The organism is Pseudomonas gingeri, from assembly GCF_013385635.1.
GTDB lineage: Bacteria > Pseudomonadota > Gammaproteobacteria > Pseudomonadales > Pseudomonadaceae > Aquipseudomonas > Aquipseudomonas gingeri_A.
In genome coordinates, this window is the sequence record NZ_JACAPR010000008.1 from 233597 (window position 1) to 259030 (window position 25434).

Here is a 25434-nt window from a genome sequence, read left to right on the forward strand (position 1 = left end):
CCTGCTCACTCTTCGCTGGTGTGCACTTTACGGTGCAGGATCGCCTGGAACTCGTCGGCGAAGGTGTAGTAGCGGCTGATCAGCGTTTCACCGCGAGCGGCGAAACGGTTGTAGGCGATCACCGCCGGAATCGCCGCGAACAGGCCGATCGCCGTGGCCACCAGGGCTTCGGAGATACCTGGTGCAACGGTGGCGAGGGTCGCCTGCTGGGCAGTCGCCAGGCCGCGGAAGGAGTTCATGATCCCCCAGACAGTACCGAACAGACCGATATACGGGCTGACGGAGCCCACGGTCGCGAGGAATGGCAGGCTCTGCTCGAGTTTTTCTTCTTCACGGGAAATGGCGACGCGCATGGCGCGGGACACACCTTCCATGACCGCTTCCGGATCGACGCCCGGTTGCTGGCGCAGACGGGAGAACTCCTTGAAGCCGGCGCGGAAGATCTGCTCGACCCCCGAATCCGGATCCGGGTTGCTGCCGGCCTGACGGTACAGCTTGGACAGGTCGATACCCGACCAGAAGCGCTCTTCAAAGCTCTCCAGGGCACGACGACCGGCACGCAGCAGATTGCTGCGCTGGAAAATCATGATCCACGAGGTGACTGAGGCAGCCACCAGGATCAGCATGACCAATTGCACCACGATGCTGGCATTGCTGACCAAGCTCCACATGGAGGAATGGTCGACGACGTTAGCTTCCACGCTTTATCTCCTGCTCTAAGTGAGTACCCGCGCCGCTTGAGTCGGCAAAGGCCGACCGCAAGGCTTCTGGAATGGCCCGGGGTTTCAAACTGTCGGCGCGTACACACGCCACCAGAAACTGCCCTTCACAGAGCAGCGTTAAATCCGTTGCCCGCCGAACCTGCTGCTTGAAACGCAGGCTCGCACGGTTCAATTCAATGACATCCGCGCTGATCAACAGCTCGTCGTCCAGTCGCGCCGGCACGTGGTAACGCGCTTCGCTGGAATGCACGACGAACAACAGGTTCTCCCCCACCAGCTCGGATTGGGCAAAGCCCAGCTCCCTCAGCCGCTCGGTTCGAGCCCGCTCCATGAACTTAAGGTAATTAACGTAATACACGATGCCGCCGGCATCGGTGTCCTCGTAATAAACGCGACAGCGATGTGCGAACGACTGAACCCCGTTTTGCGCGCGCATACTCTAGTGCTTACTCCTCAGGTTGCCAATCCGGCCAGGCAACTGTTTTTCATACTTCCACGACTTTTTGCATGAAGATTCGTGACACGTGCCCTTCGGACAACGCAAACACCGAATAAATCAGCCCCTGTCCCGCCTTTACTCATCCAGCGCATCAAGAAACTCGTCTACCACGGGCATTTCACCCAGGCGCGACGGAATGTTCAAACCGAAGTGCAGGTACGCATGCCGGGTGACCACGCGCCCACGGGGCGTACGCATGATGTAGCCCTGCTGGATCAGGTAAGGCTCGAGCACATCCTCGATGGTGTGCCGCTCCTCGCTGATCGCCGCCGCCAGGCTGTCCACGCCTACCGGGCCACCGTCGAACTTCTCGATCATGGTCAGCAGCAGACGCCGGTCCTGGTGATCGAAACCGTGTTCGTCGACATCCAGCAGGTTCAACGCCAGGTCCGCCACCGCCTTGGTGATATGCCCCCTGGCCCGCACTTCGGCGAAATCACGAACACGCCGCAACAAGCGGTTGGCGATCCGCGGCGTACCACGGGCACGCCGGGCGATCTCGAAGGCGCCGTCGGGATCCAGCGGCAAGCCGAGAATCCCAGCCGAACGACTGACAATGGTCGCCAGGTCCGCGGTGCTATAGAACTCAAGACGCTGCACGATACCGAAGCGGTCACGCAGCGGATTGGTCAACATGCCCGCACGGGTGGTCGCGCCCACCAGGGTGAACGGCGGCAGGTCGAGCTTGATCGACCGGGCGGCCGGGCCTTCACCGATCATGATGTCGAGCTGGAAGTCCTCCATTGCCGGATACAACACTTCCTCGACAATGGGTGACAGGCGGTGGATTTCATCGATGAACAGCACATCATGGGGTTCGAGATTGGTCAGCAGCGCCGCCAGGTCGCCCGCCCGTTCCAGTACCGGCCCGGAGGTGCTCTTGATCGACACGCCCATCTCCTGGGCAATGATATTGGCCAGGGTGGTCTTGCCCAGCCCCGGCGGCCCGAAGATCAAAGTGTGGTCGAGGGACTCGTTACGGCCGCGGGCGGCCTGGATAAACAGCTCCATCTGCTCCTTGACCGTGGGCTGACCGATGTACTCGGCCAGGCTCAGCGGGCGAATCGCCCGGTCCTGGACCTCTTCACGGTCACGCCCGCCGGAAGCGGTTATCAAACGGTCGGCTTCAATCACTTAAATCATTCCCTTCAGGGCGCGACGAATCATATCTTCGCTACTCAAGCCTTTCTCTTTGATGGCAGACACCGCCTTGCTGGCTTCCTGCGGCTTGTAGCCCAGGGAAATCAGTGCGCTGACCGCATCGGTCTCGGCGCTGGCAACCGGTGCCGGCGGCGCGCCGTCCGGCTGGTTCGGCACCAGGGCAAACATGCTCGGTACGGTTTCCCAGGCCTTGAAGCGGTCCTTGAGCTCCACCAAAAGGCGCTCGGCGGTCTTCTTGCCCACCCCCGGCACCTTGACCAACGCCGAGGTATCCTGGGCCGACACACAACGCACCAGCTCATCGACCTCCAGGCTGGACATCAACGCCAATGCCAGCTTGGGCCCGACCCCATTGAGGCGGATCAGCTCGCGAAAGAAGTCGCGCTCGCGCTTGCCGACGAAGCCATAGAGTAACTGGGCATCTTCGCGCACGACCAAATGGGTGTGCAGCGTCAGCGGTTCGCCGACCGACGGCAGGCGATAGAGCGTGGTCATCGGGACCTCCAGCTCATAGCCGAGGCCATTCACATCCAGGATAAGGTGCGGTGGCTGTTTTTCAGCCAGGGTGCCGCGCAAGCGTCCAATCACGTATCCGATCCTTGTTTCCGGCCAGGCCGGGGGCTGATGAACAGACCGATAGACCTGCCATCATCCGGCAAGACAGTCTATCGGCAAGCAAAATTGTTTAAGCTGATGATGCTATCAGAGACGCAGGCGACCGCCACGGGTCCGTGCCGCCCCCAATCCATGGGGTAACAGGCTCGAACGGGTGTGCGCATGACACAAGGCGATTGCCAGGGCATCCGAGGCGTCGATCTGCGGCTTGCTGGTCAACTTGAGCAGGTGCATCACCATCATCATCACCTGTTCCTTGTTGGCACCGCCCGTACCGGCCACCGCCTGCTTGACCTGCGTCGCCGTGTATTCGGCAATCTCCAGGTTCTCCTCGGCCCCGGCGACAATCGCCGCGCCACGGGCCTGGCCGAGCTTGAGCGCCGAATCGGCGTTCTTTGCCATGAATACCTTTTCAATGCCCATGGTCACCGGACCATAGGTCTGGATCACCTCACGCACACTGCGGTAGACCACCTGCAAACGCTCGTGCAACTCGCCACTGCCAGTGCGAATGCAACCCGAGGCCACATAGACACAGCCACGCCCGGTGTCGCGAACCACACCGTAACCGGTAATCCGCGACCCCGGGTCGATACCAAGAATAAGAGTCATAACGCCTGCGGTTCGATCGAGAAAGCCTGCCAATGCTGCGCAGTATCTACTGTATATGCATGCAGGTCGATAGCGTGCTGCCCAGAGGACACCAGCCCCTCCCCCCGCAGCCATAGGAGAATGCCCCTGCAAGGCAGGGGCGCGCGCCGGTCAGCCGAGCTGTTCCAGCACAGCCTCGGGAATCTCCGCGTTGGAGTAGACGTTTTGCACGTCATCCAGGTCTTCGAGCATATCGATCATCTTCAGGACCTTCTCCGCGCCCTCGAGATCGAGTTCGGCACTGGTGGTCGGCAGCATGACGATTTCCGCATCGCCGGCCTTGAACCCGGCCGCTTCCAGGGCGTTACGCACGGCGTAGAAACCGGCAAACGAGGTGAAGACATCAATGGAGCCGTCGTCGTTGGTCACCACGTCGTCGGCATCGGCCTCCATCGCGGCTTCCATCAGCGCATCCTCGTCGACGCCCGGCGCAAAGGAAATCTGCCCCTTGCGTTCGAACAGATAGGCCACGGAACCGTCGGTACCGAGGTTGCCGCCACACTTGCTGAAGGCATGCCGAACAGCGGCGGCGGTACGATTGCGGTTATCGGTCATGCATTCGACCATGACCGCCACACCACCCGGGCCGTAGCCTTCGTAGCTCAGTTCGACCATGTCATCGGTGTCGGCCGCGCCGGCACCACGGGCGACGGCGCGATCGATGATGTCCCGACTCATGTTCGCACCCAGCGCCTTGTCCAGGGCCAGGCGCAGACGTGGGTTGGAGCCGGGCTCAGCGCCACCCTGGCGGGCGGCAACGGTCAGCTCGCGAATCCACTTGGTGAAGATCTTGCCCTTCTTGGCATCCTGACGTTCTTTGCGGTGCTTGATGTTCGCCCACTTGGAATGACCCGCCATAACTCGCTCCGGTGCTCTTTGAAAGATTGCCTTGAAACATTGCCCGCCACGCAGTCAGCGCCAGCCGGCAAACAGAATTTTCGACCTGTATAAAAGAAAGGGCGCATCCGAGGATGCGCCCGCAAGGACCGGATTACTCGGCCTTGGGTGTTTCGCGCAGGCGGATATGCAGTTCGCGCAACGCCTTGGCGTCCACCAGACCCGGTGCCTGGGTCATGACACAGGCCGCGCTCTGGGTTTTCGGGAAGGCGATCACTTCACGGATCGACTGGGCGCCGGTCATCAGCATCACCAGGCGGTCGAGGCCGAAGGCCAGGCCACCGTGGGGCGGAGCACCGTACTTCAGCGCATCGAGCAGGAAGCCGAATTTCTCTTCCTGTTCCGCTTCGCTGATACCCAGCAGACGGAACACCGCCTGTTGCATTTCCTTGCGATGGATACGAATCGAACCGCCACCCAGCTCGGTGCCGTTCAGGACCATGTCGTAGGCGCGGGACAGCGCGGTGGCCGGGTTGGCCTCCAGCTCTTCCGGCGAGCACTTCGGCGCGGTGAACGGGTGATGCAGGGCGGTGAAGCTGCCGTCTTCGTTTTCTTCGAACATCGGGAAGTCGACGACCCACATCGGTGCCCACTGGCTGGTCAGCAGCTCGAGGTCATGACCGACCTTGATCCGCAGCGCGCCCAGGGCTTCGCTGACGATCTTGGACTTGTCGGCGCCGAAGAACACGATATCGCCATCGACCGCGCCGACGCGATCGAGGATCACATTGAGATTGGCCTCGGGGATGTTCTTGACGATCGGCGACTGCAGGCCTTCCACGCCCTTGGCGCGCTCGTTGACCTTGATGTACGCCAGGCCTTTGGCACCGTAGATGCCGACGAACTTGGTGTAGTCGTCGATCTTGCTGCGCGGCATGCTCGCCGCACCCGGGACACGCAAGGCCGCCACGCGGCATTTCGGGTCGTTGGCCGGACCGCTGAACACCTTGAATTCGACGTCCTTGAGCTGGTCGGCAACGTCCACCAGTTCCAGCGGGATACGCAGGTCCGGCTTGTCGGAGCCGTAACGACGCATCGCCTCGTCCCAGGTCATGTGCGGGAACTCGCCGAACTCCAGATCCAGCACTTCCTTGAACAGGTTGCGGATCATGCCTTCGGTCAGGCCCATGATGTCTTTTTCATCGAGGAAGCTCGTCTCGATGTCGATCTGGGTGAATTCCGGCTGGCGGTCGGCACGCAGGTCTTCGTCGCGGAAGCACTTGGCGATCTGGTAGTAACGGTCGAAACCGGCCACCATCAACAGTTGCTTGAACAGCTGCGGCGATTGCGGCAGGGCGAAGAAGCTGCCGGCGTGGGTACGGCTTGGCACCAGGTAGTCACGGGCGCCTTCCGGTGTTGCGCGGGTCAGGATCGGCGTTTCGACGTCGAGGAAGCCGTTTTCGTCCAGGTAGCGACGAATGCTGGTGGTCATGCGCGAACGCAGGCGCAGCTTCTCGGCCATTTCCGGACGACGCAGGTCGATAAACCGATAACGCAGGCGGGTTTCCTCGCCGACGTCGGAGTATTCGTTGAGCGGGAACGGCGGGGTTTCCGCTTCGTTCAGCACTTCCAGCTCGTAGCCCAGCACTTCGATTGCGCCGGAGGCCATGTTGGCGTTGCCGGCACCCGCCGGACGCAGGCGCACCTTGCCGGTGATCTTCACCACGTATTCACTGCGCACACGATCGGCGGCGGCAAACGTGTCGGCGCGATCCGGATCGAAGACCACCTGGGCCAGACCTTCGCGGTCACGGATATCGAGGAAAATCACCCCGCCATGGTCGCGACGACGGTGGACCCATCCGCAAAGGGTGACTTCCTGGCCTTCCAGGCTCTCGTTCAGTTGGCCGCAATAATGGCTGCGCATCATGGTCGTGGTTTCGCTTCTCGTAATTCGAATTCGGTGGAGGTCTTGCGTACTGTAGTGCCTGTAGCGCGCAAGAGCCCGCTCGTGTGACTCATTTTCAGTCGGCTTTGTCGCCACCGGCCAGGTTTTTCTTGGCACCGGTCTTGAAATCGGTTTCGTACCAACCGCTGCCGCTGAGGCGGAAACCGGGCATCGAAAGCATCTTTTTCAATTCTGGCGCCTGGCAGGCAGGGCAATCGACCAGAGGGGCGGCGCTGATTTTCTGAATGGCTTCCAACTGATGACCACAGGAAGCACATTGGTAGTCGTACATGGGCATGGGGCGTCTCGACAATCAGATAACGACATCACTGCTGCCCGAGCCCAGGGTCGGGCCAGCAGCAAAGAGCGGGATTATATCTGTTAAATCGAGGCTTTGCAGCCGTATGACCGGGGCGCCGCTCACCGGACCTCACGCCGGAGGGTGCAAACCACCCAGCGTCAGAAGATGCACCATGCACACGACACGAATCAGACCACTGAAGTTCTTCACCCCTCCATAGCGCAGATGCACCTCCATATCGACATTGGACAACAGCGCATTGACCGTGCACTGGTTGATGCCGGCCATGTCGGCCAGTACTTTCCAGTACACCTCTTCCAAGCGCAGACAGGTTGCAAACCCATTCAGGCGCACAGACCGTGAAACAGGCCTGGCCAACCCGATATCAAACTCCAGCAACATGGGGTCCGTCCTGGTTTTACGAAACAAACCGGCCTCCCCCACACACTGACTTAACTGAACCATCTTCCTCGCACTCCGTCGCTACATGTCTTCGAATAAAGACACTCCTGGAAAATCTCTCTCACATAAAACATTAAGTAAAAGTTCTTATCCAGCGGACTGAACCAAGACAACTGTAGGATGAGGCGACCAGAAAATACGGAACAGCGATACCACGCAGCAGGAACAGAACAGCGGGCCCGACAATCGCACGAATGAAGCCCCAGGGGCCTCATCCGCGCCCCTGCCTCAGCCCTCCAGCAGCGCCCGCAACATCCAGGCGGTTTTCTCATGCACCTGCATGCGCTGGGTCAACAGGTCGGCGGTCGGTTCATCGCTGACTTTATCGAGCAACGGAAATATGCCACGCGCCGTACGGGTAACGGCCTCCTGGCCCTGTACCAGTTGCTTGATCATTTCCTCGGCACTCGGCACACCTTCTTCTTCCTTGATCGAAGACAGACGCGCATAAGTTGAATAAGTACCCGGCGCCGGGAAGCCCAATGCCCTGATTCGCTCGGCAATCAGATCCACCGCCAAGGCCAGTTCGTTGTATTGCTCTTCAAACATCAAGTGCAGGGTCCGAAACATCGGGCCGCTGACATTCCAGTGGAAGTTGTGGGTCTTCAGATAAAGTACATAGGTATCCGACAACAGACGGGAAAGCCCCTCGACAATGGACTTACGATCCGCTTCGCTGATACCGATATCAATAGCCATATGCATCCCCTTGATGTGATTGAGATCACCCTTAAAGGTGTAGGACCACTCTAGCAAGAGTCCGCATTGCATGCAGCCCACACGCCACAATCCACCTGCGACAAATCCGCCACACCTGCCAGCCCGATCCCCCTGAAAGTGAAGGAAAAATCCAAGACCACAGATCTTCAGCCTGAAACAGGCTCGGATCAACGGCCCGCAAACGTCTAGATCAGGCCTCTCCTCACCCCACGGGCAATCGAGGTCGGTATTCGCCCGCAATCCCGGTGATAGCCGGCCAAGCCACTGATTTGAGAAGGTTCGGGCTTTGCTGTTAAATAGAGCCTGTGTCGTCGCAACCGAATTTCTGGGCGCGGCGCATAGGCTGATTGGCGCGCGTGCTCACCGCCTCACCTTTTTTCAGAAGCGAACCGGGTGCCGTCAGCTCTTCCTTGCGATCCATCTTGAGTGAGTTAATCAAAATGTTGAAAATCGTCCATCTGCTAACGGGCGCCGTCGCCCTGCTGCTGTCCTTTATACCCAGCCTGCGATCCGAAGCCTTGCCTTACCTGCAACAACCCGATGCGCTTTACCTGGCATTCTTCGGCTTGCTCAACCTGATCCTTGCTCCGGTCATCCCGTACTGGAACAAAGGTCCTCGTCATCAATTGCAAAACCTGGTCAGCGCCCTGCTGATCCTCGCGGTTGTCCTGCAAATCCTGGTACTGCTCGCGCCCCTGCCGATGGTCGCGGGTCAACCCGCCGTACTGCTGAGCCTGGCAGCCGCGGTGATTGCCGTGCTTCTCCATCTGCTCGTGAGTTTCTACCGATCCTCACCCGCCGCGGCTGCGCACAACTACGACATGACCAACCGCGATACCGGCACCGTGAAGTGGTTCAACACCTCCAAGGGTTTCGGCTTTATCTCGCGGGATTCCGGTGACGATATTTTCGTGCACTTTCGCGCCATTCGTGGCGAAGGCCACCGCGTCCTGGTCGAAGGCCAGCGCGTGGAGTTCTCGGTGATGAACCGTGACAAGGGCCTGCAGGCTGAAGATGTGATCGCAGCCTCGCCGCGTCGCTGATTCGTGCCCGAAAAAAACCGCGACGCCGTTTAACGGCTCGCGGTTTTTTTTCGCCTGCTGGCTGCACGCCACCTTAATAGTGTGGCGGCGGCGCTTCCTCTTCGGACGACTCGAACTGCCCCATCATTTCCTCATGACGCTTGAGCAGGGCTGCCATCTGCAACTGCAGACGCGCCACCACCCGTTGCTGCGCCACCAACACATCGTTCAGCGACTGGATAGTGTCGTCCTGAAAGGCCAGGCGGGTTTCCAGCTCGGTCACGCGGTCTTCAAGACTCATGATTGCGCCTGCACATAGGAGAAACCTTCGGCCAGAGCCGTGCGCAACTGTTCGCGAATCACCGTGACTTGCGCATCGGTATAGGGCTTTGCCGGGTGCTTGCCCCAGACCGGAGCAGGCCACGCAACATCATTCTTCCGACGAACGATGACATGCATATGAAGTTGGCTGACCACATTCCCCAGCGCCGCGACATTCAACTTGTCCGCGTCGAAAGTGTGCTTGAGCACCTGCGCCAACCCGGTGGTTTCACGCCACAACTGTTCCTGGTCAGCCGCTTCCAGTTGAAACAGCTCACTGATATCCGCACGCCTGGGCACAAGAATGAACCAGGGGTAATTCGAATCATTGGATAACAGCAGGCGACACAACAGAAAGTCGCCCATCGGCAAGGTGTCTTGTTGAAGACGCGAATCGAGAACGAACACCGTAAACACTCCTGCTTGACTGATTTTCCCGCCAAGGCGATGGCTCGACAGCCTCTTCGCCCGACAACAGCCCCTGAGGATACCCGCCTTCGGCCTCCAGTTCACGGCAAGGTGGCTGGAGAGCGGCAAACAGACGCGCCTCCCCATGACCGCGCCAAAATGAAACACCCGAAAACAATACGCACCATTTCGGGCACAAACGCACCTTTGTCATTCAGAAAGGCGCAGAAAATCCGTCCTTATAATCAAAACGTCATGTTTTCCTGAAAACCTTCCCTGACCTGCAATGCTGACTCAACCTGACCTGCCGGCCAGAAAGCACGACCGGAACCAACGGACTGTACGAACGGAAACAGCCTACAGGCACTTTTGCACCAAAACCGCACAGAGCGACTACTATCGGTGCATGTTTTACCCGCTGATTACCCAGCCCGCAGTGTGGACCGGTAACGTTTTCAGCTTTCTGCACGTAATCAATGGATTAGCAGCACAAGGAAAAGTAATACGTCAAGCACCATGAAAAACCGGCTTCACCCCAGCTTTCATGAGGGTTTCAGCGCGCCGAGGCGGTCAGGAAAATATTTTCTGGTTTTTTTTGAACTTTGTGCATGCTTGTTGCATTACTCCTCACATAGTCGCTACAGAGGGCCTGATCGGAAGCTGAAGCCCCCGCGACACGGTAACAACGCTATACGGTGCGACCATGGACAGTTAAATGCTTGAACATGGGGCTTTCTTATCTATGCTCAGGCGTTCGACAACAGCGCTGAAGTTGTACAGCCGATACGAAAGGCTGTGAATTTGCGACATGGACCGAGCTTTTTGCGACATGCTCGTAAAGAAGCCGCAAGGATAGGTGAGCAAGTATCGCCAACATTGTCAGCGTGATATAAGTTTGCGCCGACACAAAAAGAAAGAGCCGCCCAGACAAAAATACAGGTGGGACGGCAGTACTCTTCCTAAAAACCAAAGGAGCAAATCACGATGCGCGTGATGAAGTGGAGCATGATCGCCCTGGCTGTTTCCGCAGCAGGCACTCAATTGGCAATGGCTGAACCTTTCGTTACCGACCAGGCTGATGCCAAGGGTTTTGTTGAAGGTGCTTCGGCTGGCGTGGTTCTGAAGAACTATTACTTCAACCGTGACAAGAAAGCCGGTGCAGAAGACTCGATCGACTGGACCCAAGGCATTCTGGGCAAATTCAGCTCGGGCTACACCCAGGGCCAGGTTGGTGTAAAGGTTGAAGGTTTCGGCGACGCCGGCTTCAAGCTGGACGGTACCGACGATCAGGCCGGTTCCCAGAACCTGAGCCGCAAAGCCAACGGCGAGAACAACAACAGCTTCGGCAAAGCCGGTGCAGCAGTTGCTGTTCGCTTCTCCAAAACCGAACTGAAATTCGGCGACCAGCAGCCTAGCACTGCTCCTGTCTTTGCCTTGGGCGGCAGCCGTCTGTTCCAACAGACCGCTCGTGGTTTCCAACTGCAGAGCAGTGAAGTCAAAGATCTGGATCTGGAAGCAGGCCACTTCTACGCTGGCAGCAGCCAGGACCAGACTGCAATGGATCAGCAACTGCGCGCCACTTATGCTGGCAGCGTTGGTGCAGGTAAAGCCAATGCGGGCGCTGCGCTCGATGTCAAAAGCGCAGACTACCTGGGTGGCAAATACGCCATCAACGAGAACCTGACCGCGTCCCTGTATGGCGCCAAACTCAAGGATCTCTGGAACCAGTACTACGCCAACGTCAACTACACCCTGCCATTGGCTGACAAGCAGTCGTTGAACTTCGACTTCAACATCTATCGCACAACCGATACCGGTTCTGCGCTGGCGGGTGACATCGACAACACTGCGTTCTCGTTCGCGACTGCCTACTCCTTCCTGAATGCACACACCGTTACCGTGGCATTCCAGAAAGTACGTGGCGACACTCCATTCGACTACGTCGGTGTGGGTGACCGCAGCAACCGTGGTGGCGACTCGATCTTCCTTGCCAACTCCATCCAGTACTCCGACTTCAACGGTCCGGGTGAGAAATCCTGGCAAGTGCGTTACGACCTGAAAATGGCCGAGTACGGCATCCCAGGCCTGAGCTTCATGGCTCGTAACATCCACGGTACCGGTATCGACGGCACTCATGCCGACATTAACGGTTCTTATGTTGGTGCGTACGGCAAAGATGGCCGTCACTTCGAAACCAACGTGGAAGCCAAGTACGTCGTTCAGGCCGGTCCTCTCAAAGACCTGTCGTTCCGTGCACGTCAAGCCTGGCACCGCGCCAATGCCGACGAAGGCGAAGGCAACATCAACGAGTTCCGCCTGATCACCGAATACCCGATCAACATCTTGTAATCGCGTGATACTCGCAATACTCGCTTGAAGAAAGGCCCATCCTGGTGATGGGCCTTTTTTATTGCCCCGGTTTTAGTAACGCGAGAACTTTGATAGCAAACTAATAAGTAGCCAGCATCCAATTTACCAACAACTATCCCACTGATCGACGGCCACAAAAAAGGGGCCATCAATCGGCCCCTTGGTTTGCCACTGAATACCTGACCACTGCGCCAGGTAACAATGCACTTGTCTTACTTTGCCGCGGTTTCCTGCATCACCCGGATAACGCGCTGCGGAAACGGAATATCGATCCCCGCGTCCTTGAGACGATCCCGCGCATGTTCGTTGAACATGAACATCAGGTCCCAGTAATCGGCAGTCTTCACCCATACTCGCAGGGAAACGGTGATAGAACTGTCGCCCAGCGCCGAAATCACCGCCGCAGGGGCCGGATCAGCCAGCACGCGCTCATCCTTGGCCAGATCCAGCAATACCTGGCGAGCCTTCTGCAGGTCAGCCTCGTAATCGACACCGACATCGAACACCACCTTGCGGGTGGCCTGGCGGTTGGCGTTGGTGATGATGCCGTTCGACAGGTTGCCGTTGGGCACGATCACCGTCTGGTTGTCACCCGTGCGCAGGATGGTGTGGAAAATCTGGATGCTGTCGACTGTCCCGGTAATGCCTTGCGCGGTGATCGTGTCACCGATGCGGAACGGCCGGAACATCAGGATCAGCACGCCACCGGCAAAGTTCGCCAGGCTGCCCTGCAATGCCAGGCCAATGGCCAGTCCCGCGGCACCGATAGCCGCGACAAATGACGTGGTTGCCACGCCGATCATCGAGGCCACACTGATGCTGAGCAGGATCTTCAGGGCAATATTCGCCAGGCTGCTGATAAAGCCTTGCAGCGCCAGGTCGGCGTTGCGCAATGCCAGCAACTTGCCGATCTTGCCCGTCAGCTTGTTGATCAGCCACCAGCCCACGGCCAGGGTAACCACCGCCAGCAGCACACGGCTGCCATATTCCATGATCATCGGAATCCAGGCCTCGGAGGCCTTGATGAGATGATCCACTTCCGCATTCAGATCCATTGTTCTCTCCTGTTACCGTACGATCGCCCGGCGAAACGATTGCGCCTTGAACACCCAACCGTTTCGCCGTGCCTGGGCCCTCCGACGCCGATAACTTCCAGAGGTTCCCTGACAGGCTGGATCAGTCGCGGAAGTTGTTGAATTGCAGCGGCAGGTCGAATTCCTTGGCACGCAGGTTGGCAATGGCTTCCTGCAGGTCGTCACGCTTCTTGCCGGTCACCCGTACCTGTTCGCCCTGGATCGCCGCCTGTACTTTCAGCTTGGCGTCCTTGATATGGGCGACGATCTTCTTCGCCATTTCCTTGTCGATGCCTTCCTTCAAGGTCGCTTCCTGCTTCATCAGCTTGCCGGATGCATAGGCGTCCTTGACCTCAAGGCACTTCACGTCGATCTTGCGCTTGGCCAGGGCCAGCTTCAGGATCTCGATCATCGCCTCCAGCTGGAACTCGGCCTCGGCGGTCAGGTTGACGGCCAGGTCCTTTTCCTTGAATTCGAAGCTGCCCTTGCCCTTCAGGTCATAGCGACGATCCAGCTCCTTGACGGCGTTCTCGACGGCGTTGGTGACTTCGTGTTTGTCCAGTTCGGATACCACGTCGAACGACGGCATGTCATTTCTCCAAAATAAGGTCGGCGCAGCTCGATACCGATGGAGCGCGCCTGGTTTGACGGTTAAAATCCGCGAGCATTATAACGGTTCTTCCCACTCATTCACTTGCGAGCCACCCATGCCTAACCCGGATCTGAGCATTTTGCTGGTGAGTGACGGTCAGCTGGTGAGCAGTGCCTTTGGCAGCAGCCTCCAGCGTGCGGGTTACCAGGATATACGCCAGGCCAACGACGCCGTGCTGGCACTGGAACAACTCGACCAGCGAGCCGCCAGTGTGGTGGTCTGTGCCGGGGCCGCCGGCCTCAAGCTGGCGGCAAAGGTCAGACAGCGCGACGAGATGAACGATCACTATACCTATGTGCTCCTCATCAGCGCCGAACCTGCGCTCACGTTGCTCGACGATGCCTCGGACAACGATATCGACGACCTGATCGCCCCCGGCGATATCGAGCGCCTGCTGCTGACCCGGGTACTGGCCGCCGATCGCCAATGCAGCACCCTGCAGCGGCTGCGCCAGGAGAACCGCCTCCTGCGCCAGAACATCGCCAGCCTCGAACAACGCAATCTCGTCGACTCCCTGACCGGCCTGGGCAATGCCCGCTACCTGCGCCAGAAGCTGACCGACAGCCTGCGCCAGGTGCAGGCCCGTGGCGGCGCCATCTGCTACCTGCTGATCGGGGTGGAACAGGCGAACGAGCTGCAGCGCCAGCATGGCAACGACTTCTACGACGAGTTGCTGCAAGGCATTGCCCGGCGCCTGCAACAACTGGTGCGCCCGCTGGATGTGCTGGCACGCCTGGACGACCAGCATTTCGTCCTGATGACCATGCCGCCGGACCTCCAGGATTGCGCACCCAGCAGCTTCAAGCGCCTGTATGACGGGTTGAACCTCAAGCCTTTCATGACCAACGCCGGGCCTATCGAACTGAAGGCCGGCATCAGCCTGGTGGGCCTGGACAGCAAATGCTTCCCGCTGGACCAGCAAACCCTGTTCGATGAGGCCGACCGCCTGCTGGCCGAATCCTATGCCGATGGCGTGGTCAGCGCCAAACGGCTGCCGGCCCGCAGCTGATGGCCACCACCTGGCACGTCCTTGGCGCCGGCAGCCTGGGCAGCCTGTGGGCCACCCGCCTGGCGCGCGCGGGGCTGCCCGTGACGCTGATCCTGCGCGACCCGGAGCGCCTGGCCGCCTACACAGCCAGCGGTGGCCTGACCCTGGTCGAACAGGGCCGGGAGCATCGCCTCGCCATTCCCGCCCAGACCTTTGACTCCGCCGAGCCCATCAGCCGCCTGCTGGTCGCCTGCAAGGCCTATGACGCAGAGGCCGCCGTGGCCCGGCTGGCCCCACGCCTGGTCGAAAATGCCGAACTGGTCCTGCTGCAGAACGGCCTGGGCAGCCAGGATGCCGTCGCGGCGCTGGCGCCCAAGGCACGCTGCATCTTTGCCTCCAGCACCGAAGGTGCCTTTCGCGACGGCGACTGGCGGGTCGTGTTTGCCGGACACGGCTTTACCTGGCTGGGTGATATCGCCCATCCCCAGCCACCCTACTGGCTCGACGATCTGACCCTGGCCGGCATTCCCCATGAATGGAACACACAGATCCTCACCCGGCTCTGGCGCAAGCTGGCGCTGAACTGCGCCATCAACCCGCTGACGGTGCTGCATGGCTGCCGTAACGGCGGCCTGCAGGATCACCACTGCGAAGTGGCGACCCTCTGCGGCGAGCTGACGGAACTGCTGGAATGCTGCGGCCAACCCGCGGCCGCACAGGACCTGCACAGCGAAGTGGAACGGGTCATCCAGGCCACGGCAGCGAACTACTCCTCCATGTACCAGGACGTCGCCCAGGGCAGGCGTACCGAGATCAGCTACCTGCTGGGCTACGCCTGCGCGGCGGCGGCACGCCATCACCTGAACCTGCCCCACCTGAACCAGTTGCGCGACCGCCTGGTCGCGCACCTTGCCGCCCGCGGATTGCCCACCACCTGAGCAATCCGTGAACGGATGCGGCGGTTTTACCGGCTGATTTCCATCAACATCCGGGTCAGCAGATAGAAACGCGGCACCACGCTCTCGACCTCGGCATATTCATCCTCGGTGTGAATACCACCGCCGACGATGCCGAAACCATCCAGTGTCGCCGTCCCCACCGCAGCCGACAGGCTGGCATCAGCCGCACCACCACTACCTTCCAGGGTCAGCTTGCGGCCGATTTCGCCGTAGATCGCCTGCGCCTTGGCCGCCAGGGCATCCTGGGCCGGCGTTGGCGGCATCGGCGGCAAGCCACGGAGCAGGCTGGTCTTGACCTCGGTGTCGGCAATCAACTTGCTGGTCGAGACCTTGGCCAGGTCGCGCTCTACCCGGTCGAACTCCTCCGGCACCAGCACCCGGACATCGGCCTTGGCAACGGCTGAATCCGGGATCACATTGACCCGGTCACCGGCCTTGAGCACCGTGAAGTTGACCGTGGTCTGCTTCTCCGGATCCCCCAGCTTGCCCAACTGGAGAATCTGGTGCGCGGCTTCCATCGCGGCATTGCGGCCGCTGTCCGGGGCCACGCCGGCATGGGCCGACTTGCCCTTGACCTCCACCACCGCCGTGCCACTGCCCTTGCGCCAGATCACCAGGCCGTCGGCCGGGCGACCGGGCTCCAGGTTCAACGTCACATCGTGCTCCCTGGCTACCCGCTGAATCAGTTCGGTGGTGCCCTTGGAGCCGGTTTCCTCGTTGGTATCGAGCAGGAAGGTGATTTTCGCGTAGTTCTTGAAGTCCAGGTCCTGGAGGATTTTCAACGCATACAGACCGGCGACGATACCGCCCTTGTCATCCATGACGCCCGGCCCGTAGGCGCGCCCGTCCTTGATATAGAAAGGCTTGGCTGTCGCCGTGCCTTCCTTGAACACCGTGTCCATGTGCGCCATCAACAGGATCCGCGCCTTGCCGTTGCCCTTGAGGGTCGCCACGATGCTCTCGCCCGGCTCCGGCGTGGCGGGAAAGGTCTCGATACTTGCCCCGAGCTTTTTCAGTTCGTCGGTGACGATGGCCCGGACCTGCTTCAGGCCCGGCTCGTAGCCTGACCCCGAGTCGATATTGACCAGCCGCTCCAGCAGCTTCAAACCGTCTTCCTTGTAGTGCTCGGCCTTGTCATGGACCGGCTTGTTGACCTCGGCCAGTGCCTGAGGCGCGCCTGTCGCCAGCGCCACCCCCATGGCAAGCCCCGCCAGTGCCGCACGCTTGAAATGAAACCCCATGGTCATTTTTCTCCCTGAACCCGGTTCTTGATGTTTTCTTATCGAACTGTGATCGCATCGCCCAGGCAACTTACAACGCGGGAAAGCAACCGTCGACCCGTTCAGTTCGCACCTTTGGCAAAAGGCCGTGGTAAAAACCGACGGTTTGATACACTCATTCACGGTCGGCGCGATCGATGCCCGCCCTCTTCATCCCTTGCCAAACAGGATCCGCAATGCCTTTGCGCCAGCGCCTAGAAAACCTGCCGGTCGGCCAGAAACTCCTGGCGGCCCTGCTGGTGCTGCTGACCACCGTACTGCTGGTGGCCAACCTGACCTTTATCAGCGCGGCCTACTGGATTTCCCAGGAAAGCATGGCGCCCCAGGCCTTGCAGACCATCGGCCGGCTGGTGTCAAACCCGAACCTGGCCAGCCAGGCACTGGATTCCGCCGCCAATGCCGAGACGCTGCTCAAGGAGCTCAACACCTACTCCCCCCTGCGGGCCGCCGCCATCTATGACGGCAAGGGTGATCGACTGGCCCAGTTGCAACACGGTGACCGCCTGAAACTGCCGGAACGCTATCGGCATATCGAAGCCTGGCGCCTGACCGAATTTCGCAGCAACCAGGTGATCGACATGCCACGCCCGGGCCAGGCACCCGGGCACCTGTTGCTGGTGGCCAGCAGCGAGTTGCCGGTGGCCTTCTACACCGGGACCCTGACCGCCAGCCTGGGCATCCTGATCTTCAGCGTCCTGTTGTGGCTGATCATTGCCCGGCAGATCAAGCGACTGATCACCCGGCCGATCCACGAACTGGAGGAACTGTCACGCCAGGTGACCCGCGAGGAGAACTACTCACTGCGGGCCTCACGGGGCAACCACGATGAAATCGGCAGCCTGGCCGAAGCCTTCAACACCATGCTCTCACGCATCGAAGCCCGCGAGCAGCAGCTCAAACGCGCCCGGGACGACTCCCAGGCCGCCTATGACCAGGCCCAGGGCCTGGCCGAAGAGACCCGGCATACCAACCGCAAGCTGGAGCTCGAAGTCCAGGTCCGCAGCAAGATCGAGAAAAAACTCACCGGTTTCCAGAACTACCTCAACAGCATCATCGACTCCATGCCCTCGGCACTGATCGCCCTGGACGAGCAGCTCTATGTCACCCAGTGGAACCAGGAAGCCAGCGCGCTCTCCGGCACCCGCCTGGACGAGGCCCTGAACCAGCCGATCTTCCTTGCCTTCGAGCCGCTGAAACCCTTTCTGCCGCAGCTCAAGGACACCGTCGAACAACACAGCGTGGCGAAGATCGAGCGCGTTACCTGGATCAAGGACGACGAGGCCCGCCACTATGCGCTGACCTTCTACCCGCTGATGGGCGGCGCCGGGCGCGGCGTGGTGATCCGCATCGATGACATCACCCAGCGCCTGTCCCTGGAAGAAATGATGGTGCAGTCGGAAAAGATGCTCTCGGTCGGCGGGCTCGCCGCCGGCATGGCCCACGAGATCAACAATCCGCTGGGGGCGATCCTGCACAATGTGCAGAACATCCGCCGACGCCTGTCCGCGGAGTTGCCGAAAAACCTCGAGTACGCCGAACAGGCCGGAATCGACCTGGACACCGTCAACCGGTACCTGAAGAGTCGCGAAGTTCCGCAACTGCTCGACGGCATCCAGCAGGCCGGCGCACGAGCGGCCAAGATCGTCACCCACATGCTCAGTTTCAGCCGACGCAGCAAGCGGGAAATGGCTCCCTGCGATCTGCCGGCCCTGATCGACCAGGCTGTGGAAATCGCCGGCAACGACTTCGACCTGGCCATCGGGTTCGACTTCAAGGGCCAGGCCATCATCCGCCAGTTCGATCCGCAGCTCGGACCGGTCCCCGGCACCGCCAACGAGTTGGAACAAGTTCTGTTGAACCTGCTGAAGAACGCCGCGCAGGCCATCCATCAGCGTGACGACGATCGTGAGCCAGGGCGCATCACCCTGCGCACCCGACTGAACCCGCCATGGGCGGAAATCCAGGTCGAGGACAACGGCATCGGCATGTCGGAGAACATCCGCAAGCGCACCTTCGAACCCTTCTTCACCACCAAGGAGATCGGCCAGGGCACCGGACTGGGGCTGTCAGTCTCCTATTTCATCATCACCAACAACCACAAGGGCCAGATGGAAGTGCAATCGACCCTTGGTCAGGGCACTTGTTTCACCCTGCGCCTGCCGCTGGCCGGTAGCCAGGCCACCCTCCCCGTACTGAACCAAACGGAGCTGTAACCATGGGTTTTCGCCTGTCGAAGATTTACACAAGGACCGGTGACACCGGCGAAACCGGGCTGGGTGACGGTCGTCGCGTGCCCAAGGATCATCCACGGATCGAAGCCATCGGTGAAGTCGATAGTCTCAACAGCCAGCTTGGCTTGCTGTTGGCGGGCCTGGCGGAACTGGTGGTCATCCACCCGGAGCTGGAGGAATTGATCGAGGTGCTCGCGCCTTGCCAGCACCGACTGTTCGACCTCGGCGGCGAACTGGCGATGCCGGAGTACCGGGCACTGAACAAAAGCGAAATCGACCGGCTGGAAGCCGCTATAGATCGCTGGAACGAAGAACTCGGACCATTGGAGAATTTCATCCTGCCAGGCGGTTCGACGCTGATCGCCCAGGCCCATGTCTGCCGCAGCCTGGCACGCAGCGCAGAACGCCGTTGCCAGCAGCTCAATGCGCTGGAACCGTTGGGCGGCGTGGGGCTGGCCTATATCAATCGGCTATCGGATTTGTTCTTCGTCGCGGCACGACTGATTGCCCGTCGCGAAAAAATTGCCGAGATCCTCTGGGAAGCGGCGAAGAAACCGGTTTCCCACTGAGACTCAAACTGCATTGAGCCTGCAACAACGCTCTCAAGACCTGGCTGAACTTTGTGGCGAGCGGGCTTGCCCGCGCTCGACTGCGCAGCAGTCGCAAAACCAGTCAACTCGGTCTACCCGATAAACTGGGTTCGCAGATTTCAGGGGCGCTTCGCACCCCAGCGCAGGCAAGCCCGCTCGCTACAAGTTCGCGGAACACCAGAACCGTCGTTACTGCGGCCAGAACGCCCTTATACCCGCCACACCCTGCGCCCCGGTTTCCCAGGCACGTTGCAGCTCTTGCGGACCAACCCCCCCCAGCAAGTACACCGGGCGGTTGAAACCGGCGATCAACTGCTGCGCCGGTTCCCAGCCCAAGGGCTGCGCACCCGGATGGGTCAGGGTCGGCTGGACCGGCGACAGGGTCACAAAATCCACCCCCATCTGCTCGGCCAGTGCCAGCTCTTCCCCATCATGACACGACGCCGCCAGCCAGCGATCCTTGGGCAACGGGCGACCGGCACTGGCGTACTTGCGCAACTGCGCCGCGGTGATATGCCAACCGGCCGAAGGAAAATCACCCAACCATTCGAACGGTCCCTTGAGCATCAGTTGTGCCTTGCCGGCGCACAAACCGACCGCATCCACCGCTAGGTCGCGATACTTCGGATCGTAACCGTTCGGTGCACGCAACTGGACCAGCTTGATCCCGCCGGCAATCGCCTTCTGGATGCCCCGCAACAGCTCCGGTGTCTCCAGGCCGTCCGGCGTAATCAGGTACTCGCCTGGCAAACGGGCTGCGGCGATGATCGGCTGGTTGGCCGCCGGAAACTCGTAATCCGCCAGTTCCCGCTGCGTGACCCAGGCCAGGGGCTGGCCTTCGGCGCCATGGGGTTCGCCGGTAAAAGCCGAGACTTCCCAGACATCCAGCAACACCTGCTTGTCCGGATAGTCATGGCGAACCTTGATCAAGGGCCGGGCGGTGGTGACCAGGATCCCCAACTCTTCCCGCAGTTCACGGGCCAGGGCCACGGCTACCGCTTCGCCCTCCTCGACCTTGCCGCCGGGGAACTCCCACAGGCCGCCCTGGTGCTGGGAATCGGCACGCCGGGCGATCAGGATCCGTCCTTCGGTGCCTCGAATAACGGCTGCGGCCACATGTACGCGTTTCACGCTGAAAGCTCCTGTAAATCCAGCTTCTGCAAGATCGGGCATGATCGCAAAGTCTTTGCCGGCCTTCGGGCCTCTTCGCGGGCAAGCCCTGCTCCTACAAGGGAGGGTGTCGTGGTTACGTGCGGTATTCCGCGTTGATCTTCACGTACTCGTGGGACAGGTCGGTGGTCCAGATGGTTTCGCTGCACCCGCCACGTCCCAGCTCGATACGAATGGTGATTTCCTCGCGGGCCATCACCGCCGAGCCCTGCTCCTCGGTATAGGTCGAGGCACGGGCACCACGGCTGGCGATGCAGACTTCACCGAGGAACACATCGATCTTGCTCACATCGAGGTCCGCGACACCGGCGCGGCCGACCGCCGCCAGGATACGACCCCAGTTCGGGTCGGAGGCGAACAGCGCGGTCTTGATCAGGGGCGAATGGGCCACGGTATAGCCAACGTCCAGGCATTCCTGATGAGTGCCACCACCATTGACTTCAACAGTGACGAACTTGGTCGCGCCTTCGCCGTCACGGACAATCGCCTGGGCCACTTCCATGCAGACCTCGAATACCGCCTGCTTCAGGGCCGCGAACAGCGGACCGCTGGCCTCGGTGATTTCCGGCAGCTTGGCCTGGCCGGTAGCGATCAACATGCAGCAGTCGTTGGTCGAGGTGTCGCCATCGATGGTGATGCGGTTGAACGACTTGTTGGCGCCATCGAGCATCAGGTTCTGCAGGACTTCGCGGGAAACCTTGGCATCCGTGGCGATGTAACCGAGCATGGTCGCCATGTTCGGTCGGATCATCCCGGCACCCTTGCTGATGCCGGTCACGGTGACGGTGACGCCGTCGTGCTGGAACTGGCGGCTGGCGCCCTTGGGCAAGGTGTCGGTGGTCATGATGCCGGTGGCGGCAGCGGCCCAGTTGTCCACGGACAGATCGTCCAGGGCAGCCTGCAGCGCGCCTTCGATCTTCTCGACCGGCAATGGCTCGCCGATCACGCCGGTGGAGTATGGCAGTACGGCGTTGGCATCGACGCCCGCCAGTTCAGCCAGTTTGGCGCAAGTGCGCGCCGCCGCGACCAGGCCGGGTTCACCGGTACCGGCGTTGGCATTGCCGGTGTTGGTCAACAGGTAACGTACCGGCCCCTGCACACGCTGCCTGGCCAGGATCACCGGCGCGGCGCAGAACGCGTTCAAGGTGAACACGCCGGCCACGGTGGAGCCTTCGGCGCAGCGCATGACCACGACATCCTTGCGCCCCGGGCGCTTGATACCCGCCGAGGCGATGCCGAGTTCAAAACCGGCAACCGGGTGCAACGTTGGCAAAGGACCAAGACCAACAGCCATGAATGCGCTCCTTTCAATGTTCAATGTGATGTCTGCACTGTCGCTATAAAGGACAGTGTTTCAAATGGAAAAACGCCGCGACGGCAAGCCGGTCGCGGCGTGGTAGCTCAGAGTCCAACAGAAACCTTAGCTGATCTGCCCGTGGCAGTGCTTGTACTTCTTGCCCGAACCGCAGTAGCACAACTCGTTGCGACCCAGCTTCTGCTCGTTGCGTACCGGAGCGGTGGCCAGGGCGACATCAATCTCTTCCCCCAGCACTTCCGGCTCTTCCAGGCCAGGCGCCTCGGCGTGCTGGAACTGCATGCGCTGGGCCAGGGCTTCGGCTTCCTGGCGCAGGCGGGCTTCTTCTTCGATCGGGTCTTCGCGGCGCACCTGGACGTGGGACAACACACGGATCGAGTCGCGCTTGATCGAATCGAGCAGTTCGGAGAACAGCGTGAACGACTCGCGCTTGTACTCCTGCTTCGGGTTCTTCTGGGCATAACCGCGCAGGTGGATACCGTGGCGCAGGTGATCCATGGTCGACAGGTGATCTTTCCACAGGTCGTCCAGCACACGCAGCACGATCTGCTTCTCGAAAGTGCGCAGCGCTTCGGCGCTGGCCTGCTCTTCCTTCTCGTTGTACGCCGCCAGCAGCTCGTTGAGGAGCTTCTCGCGCAGGGTTTCCTCATACAGGTGATCGTCTTCGTCGAGCCATTGCTGGATCGGCAGCTTCACGCCGAAATCGGTTTCCAGGGCGGCTTCCAGCCCGGCAACGTCCCACTGCTCCGGCAACGACTGCGGCGGAATGTGGGCGCTGACAGTGGCGTTGAGCACATCCTGGCGGAAGTCGGAGATGGTTTCGCCGATATTGTCGGCGGCCAGCAACGTGTTGCGCATGTGATAGATCACTTTACGCTGTTCGTTGTTGACGTCATCGAATTCGAGCAGTTGCTTGCGGATGTCGAAGTTGCGGCCTTCAACCTTGCGCTGGGCCTTTTCGATGGCGTTGGTCACCATGCGGTGCTCGATCGCCTCGCCGGGCTGCATGCCCAGGGCCTTCATGAAGTTCTTCACCCGATCGGAGGCGAAGATGCGCATCAGGCTGTCTTCCAGGGACAGGTAGAAACGGCTGGAACCGGCGTCACCCTGGCGACCGGCACGACCACGCAGCTGGTTGTCGATACGGCGCGATTCGTGACGCTCGGAAGCGATCACCTGCAGGCCGCCCGATTCGAGCACCTGCTGGTGACGCTTCTGCCAATCGGCCTTGATCTGGGCGATCTGCTCCGGTGTCGGGCTTTCCAGGGAAGCCACTTCGACTTCCCAGTTGCCGCCCAGCAGGATGTCGGTACCGCGACCCGCCATGTTGGTGGCAATGGTCAATGCCCCCGGACGACCGGCCTGGGCAATGATTTCCGCTTCCTTTTCATGGAACTTGGCGTTCAGGACCTTGTGCTCGATACCCTTCTGGTTGAGCAGGTTGGACATGTGCTCGGAGGTTTCGATGGTCGCGGTACCTACCAGCACCGGACGGCCCTGCTTCAGGGACTCCTCGATATCGGTGATGATCGCCGCGTACTTCTCGTCGGCGGTCAGGAACACCAGGTCGTTGTAGTCCTTGCGCGCCAGTGGCTTGTTCGGCGGGATGACCATCACCGACAGGCCGTAGATCTGATGGAACTCGAACGCTTCGGTGTCGGCGGTACCGGTCATGCCGGACAGCTTGGTATAGAGACGGAAGTAGTTCTGGAACGTGGTCGACGCCAGGGTCTGGCTTTCGGCCTGGATATTGAGGACTTCTTTCGCCTCGATGGCCTGGTGCAGGCCTTCGGACAGGCGACGACCCGGCATGGTGCGACCGGTGTGCTCGTCGACCAGGACCACCTGGCCATCCTGCACGATGTATTCGACGTTGCGGTGGAACAGCTTGTGCGCGCGCAGGCCGGCATAGACGTGGGTCAACAGGCCGAGGTTATGCGCCGAGTACAGGCTCTCGCCTTCGGCCAGCAGGCCGACCTGGGTCAGCATCTCTTCGATGAACTGGTGACCGGCTTCGTTCAACTCGACCTGGCGGGTCTTCTCGTCGATGCTGAAGTGACCTTCCTTGGTCACCACGCCTTCGACTTCCTCGATGTGCTGGGTCAGGCGCGGGATCAGCTTGTTGATCTCGGTGTACAGACGCGAGCTGTCTTCGGCCTGGCCGGAGATGATCAGCGGGGTACGGGCCTCGTCGATCAGGATGGAGTCGACTTCGTCGATCACGGCGAAGTTCAGCTCGCGCTGGAACTTCTCTTCCATGCTGAACGCCATGTTGTCGCGCAGGTAGTCGAAACCGAATTCGTTGTTGGTGCCGTAGGTGATATCGGCGGCGTAGGCCGCACGCTTCTCTTCCGGCGGCTGGAACGGCGTGACCACGCCGACCGTCAGGCCGAGGAACTCATAGAGCGGACGCATCCAGTTGGCGTCACGGCGGGCCAGGTAGTCGTTCACCGTCACCACGTGCACGCCCTTGCCGGACAGCGCGTTGAGGTAGACGCCCAGGGTGGCTACCAGGGTTTTACCCTCACCGGTACGCATCTCGGCGATCATGCCTTCGTGCAAGGTCATGCCGCCGATCAATTGTACGTCGAAGTGGCGCATGCCCATGACCCGCTTGCCGGCTTCACGGGCGACCGCAAAAGCTTCCGGCAGGATCTTGTCGAGGGTTTCACCTTTGGCTAAGCGGGCCTTGAACTCTTCGGTCTTGGCGCGCAATTGCTCATCCGAAAGGGCCACCATTTGCTCTTCGAAGGCATTGACGATCTGTACCGTCTTGAGCATGCGTTTGACTTCACGCTCGTTCTTGCTTCCAAAAAGTTTCTTTAACAAAGGCGCAAACATATCGGCAGGTTCTTCCACACATAGGGATGGAGGGCGGCCCCGTGAGTCGCCCGAGCAGCCCTCATGGCCGCATGCGAACGAGCATTCTACCCGGAAACGGTGGTGAGGAAAGTGGCGTTATTCCACGATGCTGGCACTGCGCTTTGACGGGGCCACTCTAAAATAAGGTCTTTTTCCCGAACTTCAAGCCATCAAGCCCGGAAACTGGTTGCAGACTTTAGGGGCAAAGCCGGTCTGCATCAATGGGGGCCGGCTGCCCTGGCCGTTTCTGCTACCATGGCTGCTCTGTTACTTCAGG

The 25434-nt window shown here is 60.3% G+C and carries 24 protein-coding genes; 6 read left to right on the forward strand and 18 right to left on the reverse strand.

Features of this window, described 5'->3' with window-relative positions; genetic code table 11:
* Positions 1-5: 5 nt before the first annotated feature.
* The 10 genes from tolQ to HX851_RS37510 all read right to left on the reverse strand — a co-directional run bounded on the left by tolQ (position 6) and on the right by HX851_RS37510 (position 7895).
* A complete protein-coding gene (tolQ, locus tag HX851_RS37465; protein ID WP_103033137.1) occupies positions 6-701 on the reverse strand; it encodes a protein TolQ in 696 nt (231 codons plus the stop codon).
* Positions 691-1158 (reverse strand): tol-pal system-associated acyl-CoA thioesterase, encoded by a 468-nt coding sequence (ybgC, locus tag HX851_RS37470; protein ID WP_017124283.1) that lies wholly within the window; start codon positions 1156-1158, stop codon positions 691-693. Before ybgC ends, tolQ begins: the two co-directional genes overlap by 11 nt.
* Before the next feature lie 138 nt (positions 1159-1296).
* Positions 1297-2355, reverse strand: a complete 1059-nt coding sequence (gene ruvB, locus HX851_RS37475) for a Holliday junction branch migration DNA helicase RuvB (RefSeq protein WP_177057205.1) — start codon at positions 2353-2355, stop codon at positions 1297-1299.
* Positions 2356-2970, reverse strand: coding sequence for a Holliday junction branch migration protein RuvA (gene ruvA / locus HX851_RS37480; protein WP_177057206.1), 615 nt, complete (start codon positions 2968-2970; stop codon positions 2356-2358).
* Positions 2971-3084: 114 nt separating this feature from the next.
* The gene (gene ruvC, locus HX851_RS37485) at positions 3085-3609 is read right to left on the reverse strand and encodes a crossover junction endodeoxyribonuclease RuvC (RefSeq protein ID WP_177057207.1); all 525 of its coding nucleotides are present in this window, start codon (positions 3607-3609) and stop codon (positions 3085-3087) included.
* A gap of 150 nt (positions 3610-3759) precedes the next feature.
* Positions 3760-4506: a YebC/PmpR family DNA-binding transcriptional regulator gene (locus HX851_RS37490; RefSeq protein ID WP_177057208.1), complete on the reverse strand. Its 747-nt coding sequence runs from the start codon at positions 4504-4506 to the stop codon at positions 3760-3762.
* A gap of 133 nt (positions 4507-4639) precedes the next feature.
* Positions 4640-6415 (reverse strand): aspartate--tRNA ligase, encoded by a 1776-nt coding sequence (aspS, locus tag HX851_RS37495; protein WP_177057209.1) that lies wholly within the window; start codon positions 6413-6415, stop codon positions 4640-4642.
* A 94-nt stretch (positions 6416-6509) separates the two neighbouring features.
* A complete protein-coding gene (locus HX851_RS37500) occupies positions 6510-6731 on the reverse strand; it encodes an FmdB family zinc ribbon protein (protein WP_003193872.1) in 222 nt (73 codons plus the stop codon).
* Positions 6732-6863: 132 nt separating this feature from the next.
* On the reverse strand, positions 6864-7136 hold the full coding sequence (locus HX851_RS37505) for a ribbon-helix-helix domain-containing protein (RefSeq protein ID WP_256262376.1): 273 nt from the start codon (positions 7134-7136) through the stop codon (positions 6864-6866).
* A gap of 288 nt (positions 7137-7424) precedes the next feature.
* Positions 7425-7895 carry a Dps family protein gene (locus HX851_RS37510; protein WP_017124291.1) on the reverse strand — a complete coding sequence of 157 codons (471 nt, stop codon included), beginning with the start codon at positions 7893-7895 and terminating at the stop codon, positions 7425-7427.
* A gap of 461 nt (positions 7896-8356) precedes the next feature.
* On the opposite strand from HX851_RS37510, the gene HX851_RS45285 reads away from it, so the two are divergent.
* Positions 8357-8959 carry a cold-shock protein gene (locus HX851_RS45285; RefSeq protein ID WP_177064716.1) on the forward strand — a complete coding sequence of 201 codons (603 nt, stop codon included), beginning with the start codon at positions 8357-8359 and terminating at the stop codon, positions 8957-8959.
* A gap of 73 nt (positions 8960-9032) precedes the next feature.
* Here the strand turns inward: HX851_RS45285 and HX851_RS37520 are convergent, their stop codons facing one another.
* Together HX851_RS37520 and HX851_RS37525 are read right to left on the reverse strand one after the other, a co-directional pair.
* Complete coding sequence (locus tag HX851_RS37520) at positions 9033-9239, reverse strand: SlyX family protein (RefSeq protein WP_177064714.1); 207 nt, start codon at positions 9237-9239, stop codon at positions 9033-9035.
* Positions 9236-9667 carry an HIT domain-containing protein gene (locus HX851_RS37525; protein ID WP_177064871.1) on the reverse strand — a complete coding sequence of 144 codons (432 nt, stop codon included), beginning with the start codon at positions 9665-9667 and terminating at the stop codon, positions 9236-9238. The genes HX851_RS37520 and HX851_RS37525 overlap by 4 nt, the downstream gene beginning before the upstream one ends.
* Before the next feature lie 984 nt (positions 9668-10651).
* On the opposite strand from HX851_RS37525, the gene HX851_RS37530 reads away from it, so the two are divergent.
* The gene (locus tag HX851_RS37530; RefSeq protein ID WP_177064713.1) at positions 10652-12016 is read left to right on the forward strand and encodes an OprD family porin; all 1365 of its coding nucleotides are present in this window, start codon (positions 10652-10654) and stop codon (positions 12014-12016) included.
* 233 nt (positions 12017-12249) lie between these two features.
* Here HX851_RS37530 and HX851_RS37535 read toward each other — a convergent pair whose 3' ends face one another.
* Both HX851_RS37535 and HX851_RS37540 read right to left on the reverse strand, forming a co-directional pair.
* Positions 12250-13092 carry a mechanosensitive ion channel family protein gene (locus tag HX851_RS37535; protein ID WP_017124296.1) on the reverse strand — a complete coding sequence of 281 codons (843 nt, stop codon included), beginning with the start codon at positions 13090-13092 and terminating at the stop codon, positions 12250-12252.
* A 121-nt stretch (positions 13093-13213) separates the two neighbouring features.
* Positions 13214-13699 carry a YajQ family cyclic di-GMP-binding protein gene (locus HX851_RS37540; protein ID WP_017124297.1) on the reverse strand — a complete coding sequence of 162 codons (486 nt, stop codon included), beginning with the start codon at positions 13697-13699 and terminating at the stop codon, positions 13214-13216.
* A 118-nt stretch (positions 13700-13817) separates the two neighbouring features.
* On the opposite strand from HX851_RS37540, the gene HX851_RS37545 reads away from it, so the two are divergent.
* Together HX851_RS37545 and HX851_RS37550 are read left to right on the forward strand one after the other, a co-directional pair.
* The gene (locus tag HX851_RS37545; protein WP_017124298.1) at positions 13818-14771 is read left to right on the forward strand and encodes a GGDEF domain-containing protein; all 954 of its coding nucleotides are present in this window, start codon (positions 13818-13820) and stop codon (positions 14769-14771) included.
* Positions 14771-15688: a putative 2-dehydropantoate 2-reductase gene (locus HX851_RS37550; RefSeq protein ID WP_177064711.1), complete on the forward strand. Its 918-nt coding sequence runs from the start codon at positions 14771-14773 to the stop codon at positions 15686-15688. The genes HX851_RS37545 and HX851_RS37550 overlap by 1 nt, the downstream gene beginning before the upstream one ends.
* A 26-nt stretch (positions 15689-15714) precedes the next feature.
* On the opposite strand, the gene HX851_RS37555 is transcribed toward HX851_RS37550, so the two are convergent.
* Complete coding sequence (locus HX851_RS37555) at positions 15715-16950, reverse strand: M20/M25/M40 family metallo-hydrolase (RefSeq protein ID WP_177064869.1); 1236 nt, start codon at positions 16948-16950, stop codon at positions 15715-15717.
* Positions 16951-17165: 215 nt separating this feature from the next.
* On the opposite strand from HX851_RS37555, the gene HX851_RS37560 reads away from it, so the two are divergent.
* Both HX851_RS37560 and HX851_RS37565 read left to right on the forward strand, forming a co-directional pair.
* Complete coding sequence (locus tag HX851_RS37560; protein WP_177064709.1) at positions 17166-19202, forward strand: sensor histidine kinase; 2037 nt, start codon at positions 17166-17168, stop codon at positions 19200-19202.
* Between the two features lie 2 nt (positions 19203-19204).
* The gene (locus tag HX851_RS37565) at positions 19205-19789 is read left to right on the forward strand and encodes a cob(I)yrinic acid a,c-diamide adenosyltransferase (RefSeq protein ID WP_177057217.1); all 585 of its coding nucleotides are present in this window, start codon (positions 19205-19207) and stop codon (positions 19787-19789) included.
* Positions 19790-19999: 210 nt separating this feature from the next.
* Here HX851_RS37565 and HX851_RS37570 read toward each other — a convergent pair whose 3' ends face one another.
* The 3 genes from HX851_RS37570 to secA all read right to left on the reverse strand — a co-directional run bounded on the left by HX851_RS37570 (position 20000) and on the right by secA (position 25136).
* Entirely contained in the window at positions 20000-20941 is a 942-nt protein-coding gene (locus tag HX851_RS37570; protein WP_177064707.1) for a Nudix family hydrolase, read from the reverse strand.
* Positions 20942-21056: 115 nt separating this feature from the next.
* A complete protein-coding gene (gene argJ / locus HX851_RS37575; protein WP_177057219.1) occupies positions 21057-22274 on the reverse strand; it encodes a bifunctional glutamate N-acetyltransferase/amino-acid acetyltransferase ArgJ in 1218 nt (405 codons plus the stop codon).
* 126 nt (positions 22275-22400) lie between these two features.
* Entirely contained in the window at positions 22401-25136 is a 2736-nt protein-coding gene (secA, locus tag HX851_RS37580) for a preprotein translocase subunit SecA (protein ID WP_177057220.1), read from the reverse strand.
* Positions 25137-25434: the final 298 nt, after the last annotated feature.

What these genes read in the sequence shown, in the direction of transcription:
- HX851_RS37530 (WP_177064713.1), top strand. Translation starts at nt 10,652, where the DNA reads ATGCGCGTGATGAAGTGGAGCATGATCGCCCTGGCTGTTTCCGCAGCA.
- HX851_RS37510 (WP_017124291.1), bottom strand. Translation starts at nt 7,895, where the DNA reads ATGGCTATTGATATCGGTATCAGCGAAGCGGATCGTAAGTCCATTGTC.
- HX851_RS45285 (WP_177064716.1), top strand. Translation starts at nt 8,357, where the DNA reads ATGTTGAAAATCGTCCATCTGCTAACGGGCGCCGTCGCCCTGCTGCTG.
- HX851_RS37555 (WP_177064869.1), bottom strand. Translation starts at nt 16,950, where the DNA reads ATGGGGTTTCATTTCAAGCGTGCGGCACTGGCGGGGCTTGCCATGGGG.
- ybgC (WP_017124283.1), bottom strand. Translation starts at nt 1,158, where the DNA reads ATGCGCGCGCAAAACGGGGTTCAGTCGTTCGCACATCGCTGTCGCGTT.
- aspS (WP_177057209.1), bottom strand. Translation starts at nt 6,415, where the DNA reads ATGATGCGCAGCCATTATTGCGGCCAACTGAACGAGAGCCTGGAAGGC.
- HX851_RS37500 (WP_003193872.1), bottom strand. Translation starts at nt 6,731, where the DNA reads ATGCCCATGTACGACTACCAATGTGCTTCCTGTGGTCATCAGTTGGAA.
- HX851_RS37560 (WP_177064709.1), top strand. Translation starts at nt 17,166, where the DNA reads ATGCCTTTGCGCCAGCGCCTAGAAAACCTGCCGGTCGGCCAGAAACTC.
- HX851_RS37545 (WP_017124298.1), top strand. Translation starts at nt 13,818, where the DNA reads ATGCCTAACCCGGATCTGAGCATTTTGCTGGTGAGTGACGGTCAGCTG.
- ruvC (WP_177057207.1), bottom strand. Translation starts at nt 3,609, where the DNA reads ATGACTCTTATTCTTGGTATCGACCCGGGGTCGCGGATTACCGGTTAC.
- HX851_RS37505 (WP_256262376.1), bottom strand. Translation starts at nt 7,136, where the DNA reads ATGTTGCTGGAGTTTGATATCGGGTTGGCCAGGCCTGTTTCACGGTCT.
- secA (WP_177057220.1), bottom strand. Translation starts at nt 25,136, where the DNA reads ATGTTTGCGCCTTTGTTAAAGAAACTTTTTGGAAGCAAGAACGAGCGT.
- HX851_RS37520 (WP_177064714.1), bottom strand. Translation starts at nt 9,239, where the DNA reads ATGAGTCTTGAAGACCGCGTGACCGAGCTGGAAACCCGCCTGGCCTTT.
- argJ (WP_177057219.1), bottom strand. Translation starts at nt 22,274, where the DNA reads ATGGCTGTTGGTCTTGGTCCTTTGCCAACGTTGCACCCGGTTGCCGGT.
- HX851_RS37565 (WP_177057217.1), top strand. Translation starts at nt 19,205, where the DNA reads ATGGGTTTTCGCCTGTCGAAGATTTACACAAGGACCGGTGACACCGGC.
- HX851_RS37540 (WP_017124297.1), bottom strand. Translation starts at nt 13,699, where the DNA reads ATGCCGTCGTTCGACGTGGTATCCGAACTGGACAAACACGAAGTCACC.
- HX851_RS37535 (WP_017124296.1), bottom strand. Translation starts at nt 13,092, where the DNA reads ATGGATCTGAATGCGGAAGTGGATCATCTCATCAAGGCCTCCGAGGCC.
- HX851_RS37490 (WP_177057208.1), bottom strand. Translation starts at nt 4,506, where the DNA reads ATGGCGGGTCATTCCAAGTGGGCGAACATCAAGCACCGCAAAGAACGT.
- HX851_RS37550 (WP_177064711.1), top strand. Translation starts at nt 14,771, where the DNA reads ATGGCCACCACCTGGCACGTCCTTGGCGCCGGCAGCCTGGGCAGCCTG.